Annotated in this window: 9 protein-coding genes; all 9 read right to left on the reverse strand. The window is 32.2% G+C overall.

Features of this window, described 5'->3' with window-relative positions:
* Positions 1–235: 235 nt before the first annotated feature.
* Positions 236–1,084, reverse strand: a complete 849-nt coding sequence (locus Q0J90_RS10125; RefSeq protein ID WP_297277784.1) for a hypothetical protein — start codon at positions 1,082–1,084, stop codon at positions 236–238.
* An 82-nt stretch (positions 1,085–1,166) separates the two neighbouring features.
* Positions 1,167–1,961, reverse strand: a complete 795-nt coding sequence (map, locus tag Q0J90_RS10130) for a type I methionyl aminopeptidase (protein ID WP_028330748.1) — start codon at positions 1,959–1,961, stop codon at positions 1,167–1,169.
* An 11-nt stretch (positions 1,962–1,972) separates the two neighbouring features.
* A complete protein-coding gene (locus tag Q0J90_RS10135) occupies positions 1,973–2,419 on the reverse strand; it encodes a polymer-forming cytoskeletal protein (RefSeq protein WP_297277785.1) in 447 nt (148 codons plus the stop codon).
* 84 nt (positions 2,420–2,503) lie between these two features.
* Positions 2,504–3,445 carry an FkbM family methyltransferase gene (locus Q0J90_RS10140; protein ID WP_297277786.1) on the reverse strand — a complete coding sequence of 314 codons (942 nt, stop codon included), beginning with the start codon at positions 3,443–3,445 and terminating at the stop codon, positions 2,504–2,506.
* A 22-nt stretch (positions 3,446–3,467) separates the two neighbouring features.
* Positions 3,468–4,406, reverse strand: a complete 939-nt coding sequence (locus tag Q0J90_RS10145) for a TDT family transporter (protein WP_297277787.1) — start codon at positions 4,404–4,406, stop codon at positions 3,468–3,470.
* Between the two features lie 72 nt (positions 4,407–4,478).
* Positions 4,479–8,684, reverse strand: a complete 4,206-nt coding sequence (gene rpoC / locus Q0J90_RS10150) for a DNA-directed RNA polymerase subunit beta' (RefSeq protein WP_297277788.1) — start codon at positions 8,682–8,684, stop codon at positions 4,479–4,481.
* Between the two features lie 19 nt (positions 8,685–8,703).
* Positions 8,704–12,225 (reverse strand): DNA-directed RNA polymerase subunit beta, encoded by a 3,522-nt coding sequence (rpoB, locus tag Q0J90_RS10155; RefSeq protein WP_297277789.1) that lies wholly within the window; start codon positions 12,223–12,225, stop codon positions 8,704–8,706.
* Positions 12,226–12,357: 132 nt separating this feature from the next.
* Positions 12,358–12,747, reverse strand: a complete 390-nt coding sequence (rplL, locus tag Q0J90_RS10160) for a 50S ribosomal protein L7/L12 (protein ID WP_297277790.1) — start codon at positions 12,745–12,747, stop codon at positions 12,358–12,360.
* 70 nt (positions 12,748–12,817) lie between these two features.
* Positions 12,818–13,342, reverse strand: coding sequence for a 50S ribosomal protein L10 (rplJ, locus tag Q0J90_RS10165; RefSeq protein ID WP_297277791.1), 525 nt, complete (start codon positions 13,340–13,342; stop codon positions 12,818–12,820).
* Between the last annotated feature and the right edge of the window lie 74 nt (positions 13,343–13,416).

The following is a 13,416-nucleotide window of genomic DNA, read 5'->3' on the forward strand; positions in this document are numbered from 1 at the left end:
CTTGAAGGACCTATCATTACAGGACCTATTATATCAAATAATGTAGCCATAAAATATCCTCCATTTATTTAAATATAATTTAACATAATAAATAAATTATGAATATAGATTTTTTTAATTTTTATTATTTTTAAATAAAAAATTAAAATATTTTTTGATAAAATGATGTAAATGATTGATATTTTATAATAAAAAAATAAGCAATGATAAAAAATCACTGCTTATTAATTTTATTTTAATATAATTTCTTAGGTATTCTTACATTCTTCAGAGCTTCAAGCCTTTGAACTATGGCCTTTTGAACTTCAAAATTAGTGGGCTCTACATAATCAAAATCATATTTGTTGGCAAGTATTAGAGTTTCTTTCTCTTGTACATAATTTCTCATTCTTCTATAAATCAAAGCCATTCTAAATAATGATAATTTCTTTCTGTATCCATTAAGATATGATTGTCTGTAATAATCTATAGCAGCAGTTCCTCTATTTCTGCTTCCATAATGCTGAGCTAATCTAAAATATATTCTTCCTTTCTCATAATTTTTATAAGTACTTTCTGCCATGGCTATGATTTCTTTTTCTACATTAGCATAATTATTTTCATCTATAAGTTTCTCATATATATAGAGAAGACTAAAATAAGCATCTAATTTATAAGCCGGTATAGTAAGATTTGTAGACAAGTTAATAGCTTTTTTATACTCTTCTATAGCTAAACGGTATGAAGCAGCTCCGCCTTGCTCTGCAGGATTGCCGCCTTCTTTTTCATATATTAAACCTAAAAAATAATGAGCATCGGCATTGTCAGGATAATACATTACTGTTTTATTCATAATATATAAAGCATAAGGAGTATCACCATTATTTATAGCTCTCTTAGCTTCTCCTATATACACCCAAGCCGGTTCTAATTTACCATTAAATAGAGTTTTATAAGCATTGGTATCTAATCTAACAGTACGTACATTATTGTTATTATTATTTGTATTTAAATTATTATTAAAAGTATTTGAATACTGTGCATTAATAGATAATGTACTTATAACTGATATCAGCAATATTAAAAATGTTTGTTTCATATTCATACAAATTCATAAAAATAAAATTATCTTTTTATAGTTTATCGGTATAAAATCATTTTACATTATTAATTTTATTATAAATATGTTAACTATTCATATATTTATTAACTATAGGATCATCTTCCAAAGCAGTTAATATCTCTACTCCATTTTCTTTAACTGCTACAGTATGTTCATAATGGGCAGATAATGAACCATCTTTAGTTATTATAGTCCAATCATCATCTTCTATCAAAATAGAATGATGCCCCATATTAACCATAGGCTCTATTGCTATAACCATATTTGTCTTTAATATAGGTCCTGTACCAGCTTTACCTCTGTTTGGTACCGGAGGCTCTTCATGCAAATTAGCACCTACTCCATGACCTTGAAACTCTCTTACAAGAGAATATCCTGCATCTTCAGCAGTTTTCTGTATTGCATACGATACATCGCCTAAATGAACACCGTCTTTAATCTGCTTTATTCCGTTAAAAAATGACTCCATAGTTACATCTATAAGTCTTGAAGCTTCTTCAGACACATTTCCTACTTTAAATGTAAATGCTCTGTCTGAATGGTATCCTTTATAGTATACTCCTATATCAAGCCCTATTATATCCCCTTCTTTTAATATCTTCTTCTTACTTGGTATTCCATGTATTATTTCATTGTTAATAGAAGAACATATTGATCCTGGAAAAGGAGGATTGCCGTAACCTTTAAATGATGGTTTAGCATTATGTTTTCTTATATAATCATATACAAATTTATCTATTTCCTTAGTAGAAATACCAGGCTGAACTATCTTTTCTACTTCTTTAAATACGTTAGCTAATATATGTCCGCTTTCACGCATTAAATTAATTTCTGATTGAGTCTTAATTTTAATAGCCATTTTTTATACCTTTAAAAACTACCTGATGAATTATTATTTTGTACTTCCTGATTATTATTTTCATCATCTAAACCTGACAAGCCGGTAAAAGATTCTTGAACAATTTTTGTAATATCTTTTTTCTGGCCTCCGGTAATAGTCATTTCTCCTTGAATAACTGCACCTTCTCCAACATCTATTTTAGGAGCCTCAATATTTCCTAATACTCTTCCTGTCTCTATCAAGATAACCTCTTTTTTCGCATCGATATTACCAATTAATGTACCAGCTATAGTTATGCTGTCTGTTATTATAGTGCTGGTCTTTACTTTACCATTAGTTCCTATAATTAAATGCCCGTCAATTTTTAATTCACCTTCAAATTTTCCATCTATTTGGAAAGAACCTTGAACAACAAAAGTACCTTTAAAAGAAGAGCCTTCTCCTATTACACTATTTATTATATCTCTTTTTGCCATAAATTAAATCTCCAATATTATATATTCGATTTTATAAGATAGTTATAAAAAGTCAACATCATATTATAACATATTTCTTATGTTTTATCTAGGTTTGCAAAAAAGGATAGTCTCCCCGCCCCAAGGAGAAAATGTACGTATATAATATTTATATCCTTCGGTAATTTCTTTTACGAATATTGGAACTTTATAAAAATCTTCCATAAATAATTTACCGCCATGGTATACGGCAATAGCAAGAGAAGGTCTAAATTTTTTTATTGTCTCTTTAGCACCTTCTAATATATGCTGCTCAGCACCTTCTACATCCATTTTTATATAATCTATTCTATCTATATTATTATCATTTACAAATTTATCCACAGTAACAGCATTCATTTTTACAACAGGAGTATTAGGAATCATTGAAACAAAATCAATAGTTTCTTCTTTATTTGAAAGAAGTACATTCTCTAATATAACATTATTCAATTTATATTTTTCTTTCACACATTTCAATGCCTCATAAGCATTGGCATCAGGTTCAAAAGCATAAATTTTAGCATCATTAGAACACTTCTTTGAAAAGAAATAAGCAGAATCACCCTTCCAAGCTCCAATATCAAATACCACACTGTCATTATTAACTTCAAAAACATCTTTCACATCATACTGCTTCATATCAAATATATGAAATAAGGCAAAAGCTCCTATCTCTTTAGGCAAAGACATTCTTTTGAAAATTAAAAATGATATCATTTTGCTAAGCCATTTATATGTAGATATTGTTCCGTATTTCAAACTAAACATAATTTCTTTTTTTATATTTTGATGAACTTCAGGATAAAATGCAAGCATATATCTGTATCTTATAATTTTTTTAAATAACTCTTTAGAATATTCATCATCAAGCATATTGTATAAAATATTAAAGTTATCTGTTTCTATCATAGCTTTAATAAAATTATCAGAATATTCTGTTTTCTCTACTAATTCTTTATTGTTTCCATTAGAAACTATTTTTCTGCATTCTTCTAATATTTCCATAACTAAATCAATCCAATACTTGTTAATTAGATTTTACAACATTTTTATGTACAAAAGACATCATATTAATAAATACCCAAATAATCATTAAACTCGCTACTATAAGTTCAAATAAAGCAATATAATGCCATATAAGATAATATTCACCATTAACGCTTTTTGAATAATTTGCATATTTAAGCAAAGCCTGAGCACCTACTGCCAATGGGAAAGTATATGCTGCAAATAATGGAATAAACTTTATTCTAAATGCTCTTATAAGAGACAAATAAACTTTAAATGTTGTAAATAATCCTAAACCCAAAAGAAAATTAAGCAAAGCAGTATTGTATGTTTGAAAAGCTGTCAAATATCCGCAAAGACAAAGATTAGCAGGTGCTCCCATTACAGCAAATGCCGGAAATCTATCATCTGCCAAAGGATCATGGAAAATTATTCTATAAAATATAAAAGGAAATAGTATAATATATAAAACAGTACCAATATAAACTATTACTTGAGATACTTGAGGAAATCCCATATTAGTACCAGTAACAGCAGCTACAACTATTCCTACAGGAGGAACAAACCAGCTAGGAAGTATATGATGCAAATCTTTTAAATTGATCCTATGAGCTAAGAATGTAAAAGCAAATATAACATGAACTGCAATTGCTGTAAACCACATAGCAATACCAAGAGGTTTTACAAATTGAACTACCGAAGATGATATAACCATAACAGCCATATCAAGAGTAGGAATAGTGCTTCCTGCAACAGGATGCTCTAAATCATTAAGAAAATCTCCGAATGATGAAAATATTTTTGTTATAATTGTTAATATTAAAATAGATGAGATTAAAGCACCTATATAAGCAAAATATTTAATACCCGTAAATATAGTCCATGCATTAAATATACCGCCTACACCAAGTGCCAAGCCTGTAAGGGCTAAAGGCATTTTATTAATTTTTTTTATCATTTTTATTTCACTTTATTTAAAAAAGAGGCTCTCATAAAAATTATGAAAACCTCTTAATTTTTATATTAATTATTATACGGTTATTTGTATAACTTCTTCTTCTTTTGAAGCACTGTCTATATTATCTTTTTTATCCAAATCACCGCTTTCTTTATTATATACATGTAGTTTGTTATAAAGTTTAACACCAGTACCTGCAGGTATCAAGTGACCTATAATAACATTTTCTTTTAATCCAAGCAATTTATCAACTTTACCTTTAATAGCAGCATTAGTTAATACTTTAGTTGTTTCTTGGAATGAAGCAGAAGATATAAAGCTTTCTGTATTAAGAGCAGCTTTAGTTAAGCCTAAAAGTACCGGCTTACCGCTTGCTGGAGAACCGCCTGCCTCTTCATAGCGTTTATTCTCTTCTTCAAACTCATATTTATCAACATACTGACCAACAATATATTTAGTATCGCCTGGATCTGTAATTTCAAGTCTTCTAAGCATTTGTCTAATAATAAGAGCGAAGTGCTTATCGTTAATACCTACACCCTGCTGATTATATACAGCCTGAATTTCTTCAAGTAAGTAAGTTTGTAAAGCTAAATCTCCCTGAGTTTCCAATATATCATGAGGGTTTATTTTACCGGCACATAACTGAGTACCTGTTTTTACATAGTCTCCGTTTCTTACTAAAAGCATTTTACCATGAGGTACTAAGTGTTTAGTTTCATCAAATTCATTTCTGATTTTAACTACTTTTTTACCCTTATGAGAACCTCCTATTTCAACCTCACCGTCAATACCGGCAATAATAGCAGTATCTTTAGGCTTCTGAGCTTCAAGCAATTCCTGTACTCTTGGAAGACCTCCTGTAATATCCCTACTCTTTTGCTGTATACGAGTAGTTTTAGCAATAACCTCTCCTACTTCAACTTTGGCATTATTTTCAACCATAAGCTGTGCACCGTTAGGTATATCTGTTTCAAACGGATCGCCTTCTCCTGTAATCAAGATTTTAGGCTGTTTGTTTTCATTTTTTACTTCTCTGATTATATATGTTTTATTACCTGTTTGTTCGTCTATTTCCTCTACCATTGTGCTGCCGAGTTCAATATCCTGATATCTAACAACACCTGATTTTTCAGAAATGATAGGTTCATTATAACTATCAAAACTAGCAATAACTGTATTAGCTTCTATAAATACATGCTCATCAACTTTATATTCACTTCCTACTTTAATAGATTTTTCATGTTTAGAACCAGTGATCATTATATATTTATCATCATCTGTAACTTTGAATGTTCCATTATAAGTAGCTTTAATTTCAGAACCGTCTTTTGTATTAGCTATAACATCACCTATAAGAATTTTAGCATTATTTTCAGCTAAAACATCTTTTATAGAAGATTTTTCCCATTTCTCTAATACACGTCTGATAATTAAATCTCCCTTCCTTGCTGTGATTTTCACGCCGTTAGGCTGTACAACATAGTTAGAGAATTGCTCTATATATATAGGATAGTTAACTTTAACTTCATTTTCTTCAACCATCTGAGTAGCAACACCTCCGATGTGGAAAGTTCTCATCGTAAGCTGTGTACCAGGCTGACCAATACTTTGAGCGGCAACAACACCAACAGCCTCACCAATAGAAGCAAGCGTATTAGTAGATAAGCTTCTGCCGTAACATTTCTGACAAACACCCATTCTGCTTTCACAAGTAAGAGGATGTCTTATATTTATTTTTTCAATACCTGCTTTTTCTATTATAGTACCTATTTCTTCTGTTATTTCAGTATTAGCAGAACATATAAGTTCTTTAGTAACAGGATTATAAATATGCTCGCTTGTAAAGAAACCTACAACACGTTCTTTAAGAGATTTTTTGATTTCATCACCGTCTTTTATAGCTTCAATACTAATACCTTTAACAGTTCCGCAGTCATGCTCAGAAACTACAACTCCTATTGCAACGTCTACTAATCTTCTAGTTAAATAACCGGCATTAGAAGTTTTTAACGCTGTATCTGCAAGACCTTTTCTAGCACCGTGTGTAGAAATAAAGTATTCCTGTACTGTAAGACCTTCTTTAAAGTTTGATATAATAGGAAGCTCGATAATCTCTCCTGAAGGCTTAGCCATCAAACCTCTCATACTAGCAAGCTGTCTTATCTGCTGCTTAGAACCTCTAGCTCCTGAATCAGCCATTATATAAACCGGATTGAATCCGTCTTGGTCTTGTCTTAAATTATCCATCATAGCTTCTGTTATTTTACCTTCAACAGTAGTCCAAAGGTCGATAACTTTCTGCTTTTTCTCATCTGTAGTGATAACACCGTTCTGATACTGGTTTTCAATGAACTCTACTTGTTTAGTAGCCTCTTCAATTTCTTGTTTTTTCATTGGAGGTATAAGTATATCAGCAATAGAAATAGTAGAAGCAAATACTGTAGCACTTTGATAACCAAGCTCTTTAATATCATCAAGCATATTAACTGTTACTGCTGTACCATGTCTTAAATATACTTCATGAATAAATTTAGCTAAATCTTTACTGTTAAACTCTCTGTTTTGATATCTAAAATCTTCCGGTATAACTTCATTGAATTTTAATCTTCCAACAGAAGTTTCAACAAAACTTTCTTCCCCAGTATCTTTATTTTTCATTAATACTTTAATTCTGGATTCAAGCTCAACTAAATTATTATCATAAGCAAGCAATGCATCCTTAGGAGAAGAGAACATCTTTCCTTCGCCTTTAATACCTGTTCTCAATTTAGTTAAATAGCTTATACCAAGAACTATATCCTGTGTAGGGTTAACAATAGGTTCTCCGTTAGCAGGGTTCAATATATTATGAGGAGCAAGCATTAAAGTCCAAGCTTCAATTTGAGATTCTGCTGATAAAGGAGTATGAACAGCCATCTGGTCACCGTCAAAGTCAGCGTTATAAGCGTGACATACTAATGGGTGAAGCTGAATTGCTTTTCCTTCAACAAGTACAGGTTCAAATGCCTGAATACCAAGTCTGTGAAGTGTAGGGGCTCTGTTTAAAAGTACCGGATGCTCTTTAGCAATATCTTCCAATACTCCCCAAACTTCTTCTCTTCCCTCTTCAACGAATCTTTTTGCACTTTTTATATTATGAGCTGAATTAATTTCAACTAATTTTTTCATTATGAATGGCTTGAATAATTCTACAGCCATTTTTTTAGGAAGTCCGCATTGATGCATTTTTAATCTAGGACCTGCAACGATAACTGAACGGCCTGAATAGTCAACACGTTTACCTAAAAGGTTTTGACGGAAACGTCCCTGCTTACCTTTAAGCATATCAGAAAGAGATTTTAAAGGTCTGTTTCCAGGTCCTTTAACCACTTTCTTTCTTCTGCTGTTATCAAATAAAGCATCAACTGCCTCTTGAAGCATTCTTTTTTCATTTCTGATGATAATATCAGGAGCTCTTAAAACCAATAATCTTCTTAAACGGATATTTCTGTTTATAACTCTTCTATATAAATCATTTAAATCTGAAGTAGCAAATCTTCCGCCGTCAAGCTGAACCATAGGTCTCAAATCAGGAGGTATTACAGGAACTACATCAAGTATCATCCAAGTAGGATCATTTCCGCTTGATTTAAAGTCTTCAAAGATTTCAAGACGCTTTCTTAAACGTCTGTCGCTCTTTTCACCTTTTTTAATCATTTCCTCTCTGAGTTTTCTGATTTCTTCATCCATATCAAGGTCTTTAAGCATATCTCTAATGCCTTCAGCACCTATACCTATCCTTATATTATTGCCATATCTATCTAAACTTTCATTATATTCATCTTCTGTCAAAAGATCGCCTTTAGAATAAGCACTATCGCCCGGATCAATAACAACGTATCTTTCAAAATAAAGTACGCTTCTTAAATGGGCAATATTCATATTAAGAAGAAGTCCTATTCTTGAAGGAGTATTTCTATAGTACCAAATATGAGCAACAGGAGCAGCTAATTCTATATGCCCCATTCTCTCACGTCTTACCTTAAAATGAGTAACTTCAACACCGCATTTATCGCAAACTACACCTTTATAACGAATACTTTTGAACTTACCGCAGTAACATTCATATTCTTTAGTAGTTCCGAATATCTTTTCACAAAAAAGTCCATCCCTTTCAGGTCTTAGAGTTCTGTAATTGATAGTTTCAGGTTTTTTAACTTCACCATAACTCCATTCTCTCATAACCTGAGGACTTGCTATACTAATTTTTATTTGGTCAAAGTTTGAAAATTGCATATACCTAAACTTCTCCTAATTATTTAAAAATCTTGGTTTGTTTTTTAGTCTTTTGTCTAAGTTCTTTTTCAGTAGAAGCAAGCTGATTGCCATCTTCATCATGAATAGTAATATTAAGACCCAAACCTCTAAGCTCTTGAACCAATACGTTAAAGCTTTCCGGTATACCTGGAGAAGATATAACATCACCTTTAACAATAGATTCATATATTCTAGCACGTCCTGTCATATCATCTGATTTAACAGTTAAGAACTCCTGAAGCATATTAGCAGCTCCATAAGCCTCTAATGCCCAAACTTCCATCTCTCCTAATCTCTGACCTCCGAACTGAGATTTACCTCCCAAAGGCTGCTGAGTAACAAGCGAGTAAGGTCCTGTACTTCTAGCATGTACTTTATCTTCAACTAAGTGATTAAGCTTAAGCATGTACATGTATCCTACAGCAACATCGTTTTTGAATGGCTCTCCTGTTCTTCCGTCATAAAGTCTTACCTTTCCATTAACATTCATACCGCTGAATTCAAATGCTTCTCTTAATGCCTCTTCTTTAGGACCTTCAAATACAGGACAAGCATATTTAAGTCCCATTTTATGGCCAGACCATCCTAATAACATCTCAATAACCTGACCGATATTCATACGTGAAGGTACACCAAGAGGATTCAAACATATATCTATAGGAGTACCGTCTTCTAAATAAGGCATATCTTCAATAGGCATGATTCTAGCAACAACCCCTTTGTTACCATGACGTCCTGCCATTTTATCGCCTTCTTGTATTATACGCTTCTTAGCCAAGAATACTTTTACTACTTCCTCTACTCCAGGCTTTAATTCATCGCCGTTTTCTCTGCTGTATACTCTTACATCTATAACAGTACCGTCTTTACCATGAGGCACTCTTAAAGAAGTATCTTTTACATCTCTAGCTTTTTCACCGAATATTGAGTGAAGAAGTCTGTATTCAGGTGTTATTTCTGTTTCTCCTTTCGGAGTTACTTTACCAACTAATATATCGCCTGCTTTTACCTTAGCACCTATTCTAACAATACCTCTTTCATCTAAGTTTTTGAAAGCAGCATCAGATACATTAGGTATATCTCTAGTAATATTTTCTTTATCTAATTTTGTTTCGCGTGCTTCAACTGAAAACTCTTCAATATGTATTGAAGTAAATACATCTTCCTGTACTAATCTTTTACTTAAAAGAATAGCGTCCTCGAAGTTATATCCCTCAAAAATCATGAAAGCAGCAAGTACGTTTCTTCCTAATGCCAATTCTCCATGATCTGTAGCAGGTCCGTCAGCTAATAATCCGCCTGCTTTAACCATATCTCCAACATTAACAACCGGTCTTTGATGGAAGTTAGTATCTTGGTTAGTTCTTTGATATTTTACTAATTCATAAACATCAAAATCATCATCGCTGTTTTGCTTAGTAGGCTTAACTACTATTTCATCATGTACAACTTTGATAACCTTTCCAGCTCTTTTAGCATGTAAAGCTATACCTGTTCCAGGCTGACATATTTTTGCCTCTACTCCTGTACCTACTATAGGAGCTTCTGGGAATAATAAAGGCACACTTTGACGCTGCATGTTTGAACCCATCAAAGCTCTGTTAGCGTCGTCATGCTCTAAGAATGGTATTAATGAACTTGAAAGAGATACTATCTGCTGAGGAGAAACGTCCATATACTGCACCTGATCTGGTGAAGAATATGGGAATTCACTTCTATATCTTGTAGATATAAGATTTTCTTTAAATGATCCGTCTTCATTTAGAGGAGCATTAGCATCAGCAATATGATATCTTTCTTCATCATGTGCTGTTAAGTATTCTATTTCATCAGTTACTTTTCCATCAACAACTTTTCTATAAGGAGTCTCTAAGAAACCATGCTTATTAATCTTAGCATAAGTTGCAAGAGAAACTATAAGTCCGATGTTTGGACCTTCAGGAGTTTCAATAGGACATATTTTACCATAGTGAGTATGGTGTACGTCTCTTACTTCAAAACCTGCTCTGTCTCTTGTAAGACCTCCAGGACCTAAAGCATTCAATCTTCTTTTATGTGTAATCTCTGATAATGGATTGTTCTGATCCATGAACTGAGATAATTGGCTTGTACCGTAAAACTCTTTTATTACTGCCTGTATAAGTTTTATGCTTACAAGAGATTGAGGAGTTACTGCCTCCATATCCTGCATTTGCATTCTTTCTTTAGCTATACGCTCCATTCTAGCAAAACCTGCTTTTATTTGTATAGCTAATAATTCACCAACACTTCTTACACGTCTGTTTCCTAAATGGTCAATATCATCCAACTGTTCTTCGTTTATGAAAACTTTTATTAAAAATCTAATAGTTTCTATTATGTCTTTATGTCTTAAAACTTTATCCTGTTCGCTTTCAGGGAAGTTCAATCTTTTATTAATTTTATAACGTCCTACATCTCCTAAAGCATATAATTTAGGATCGAAAACTAAATCATTACATGTTCTTATAACGTTTTCTATTAAAGCAGGCTCTCCAGGTCTTATAACATTATAAATTTTTGTACATGCTTCTTCTTGGTTTTTTGTTGTATCTTTATCTAAAGTATTAATTATGGTAGAACTGCCTTTAATCTTATCCATATTTAATACAGAAACTTCTTTAATTCCGCTCATTAAAAGTCTTTCAGCTAAGTTAGTATTGATAAGTTCTCCAGGATTCAATATAATTTCATCTGGGTTTTCTGTATCAAATACTGTAGAATATGAATGCTTACCTATTAAAGCTTGTTTTTTCTCATCATCTGAAAGTTTTTCTAATGATATATTATCTACTTCATAAAATAATTTTAAAATTTCTTCATTGGTTGTTATTCCAATAGCTCTCAAAAATACAGTAACAGGAAGTTTTTTCTTTCTGTCTATTCTAACATACATTATGTCTTTTTTAGTGTCAAGCTCAAATTCAAGCCAAGTACCTCTGTCTGGGATTATTTTGGCCACAAACATTGCATCTCTGTCGCTTCTGTTAAAAACAACACCAGGCGATCTGTGAATCTGAGAAACTACAACACGCTCAGCACCATTAATAATGAATGTACCTCTGTCTGTCATAGCTGGTATTTCACCAACAAAAATTTCTTGCTCTATAATTCTTTCAGGGTCTTTTACGGTTAATTGTACTTTTATTTTAAAAGGGTAAGCATAAGTTTTATCTCTTCTTCTAGCCTCTTTTTCTGTAATTTTAGGCTCTCCTATAGAATAAGAAATAAATTCTATCTGCATCTTTTCATTAGAAGCTACTATAGGGAAGATTGAAGTTAATACTTCCTGCAAACCTTCATTTTTTCTTTTATTTTCAGGTACATCCTTTTGAAGGAAACTCTCGTATGACTCTTTCTGTATTGCGAGGAGATCAGGAGGTTCTATTACGGAAGCAGAACGTGAAAAGTTTACACGTCCATTTTCTATCCTATACTTTTTTGCGAACTCTACCCCTCGTTCTGGATATACTTTATTATCTATCTGATTGTTATTGGCCATATTAAAAGATCTCCACAATTTAACGCTTTTATTTCGATTTGAATAAATACACTAATAAGAAGGGTACAAGCGTATTATACCCTTCTTATATTAAATCATTAAATGTTAATGATAATACTCTCTAAAATCTTATTATTTAACTTCAACTTTACCACCAGCTGCTTCTAATTGTTTTTTGATAGCTGCTGCTTCTTCTTTAGAAACACCTGATTTAATAGTTTCTCCGCCTTTTTCTACAGCATCTTTAGCTTCTTTTAAGCCTAAACCGCTAACTGCTCTAACTTCTTTAATAAGAGCTATTTTTTGAGCTGCATCAAAACCTGTAAGAATGATATCAAATTCATTTTTCTCTTCTTCAGCTGGAGCTGCTGCACCGCCTGCTGCTGGAGCTGCTGCTACTGCTGCAACCGGCATAGCTGCTGTTACATTAAATTTTTCTTTAATAGCTTCTACTAATTCGTGAAGCTCGATAACTTTCATTTCTTCTATTGCTTGTAATATTTCTTCTTTACTTAAAGCCATTTTTTATCTCCTTAAAAATATTTTGTTTAATAATTTTCTTTAATTAAATATTAAATAATTTGTCAGCATATTAAGCTGATTTTTTCTTTTCTTCTTCAACACTATCAAGCACATAAGCAAGCTCTGATATAACACTTTGCAAGCTGTTTGCCAAACTTGATATAGGCGACTCGAGTGCTGTAACAAGATGAGAAAGTAAAACTTCTCTTGGAGGGATATTTGCAACAACTTGTACCTCAGCTGGGTTAAGTAAATCTTCACCCATATATCCGCCCTTGATTTTGATTTTATCATTCTTTTTTGCAGCTTCGCTTATTATTTTAGCTGCAGATGGAACATCATCCTTAGCAAATACTACTGCTGTAGGATTGATGAACATTTCATCTTTTACTTCTCTGCCTAACTCTTTTAAAGCAATATCAACTAAAGAGTTTTTACATATCTTCATTGAAGAAGAAGTTTTTGCTAATTCACGTCTTAATTCTGTAAGCTGTGCTACTGTTGCTCCTCTGTAATCAAAGAACACCAAACCTGCACATTCTCCCATACTTTCTTTAAGAAATGATACTGTTTCAATGTTTTTCTTATTAGGCATACTACCACCTCTATTATATTAAACCATTTTGCTAATACTATTCATATAATGGGATCACAAAATATGACTTCGCT

Source organism: uncultured Brachyspira sp., from assembly GCF_944390595.1.
Taxonomy (GTDB): Bacteria; Spirochaetota; Brachyspiria; order Brachyspirales; family Brachyspiraceae; genus Brachyspira.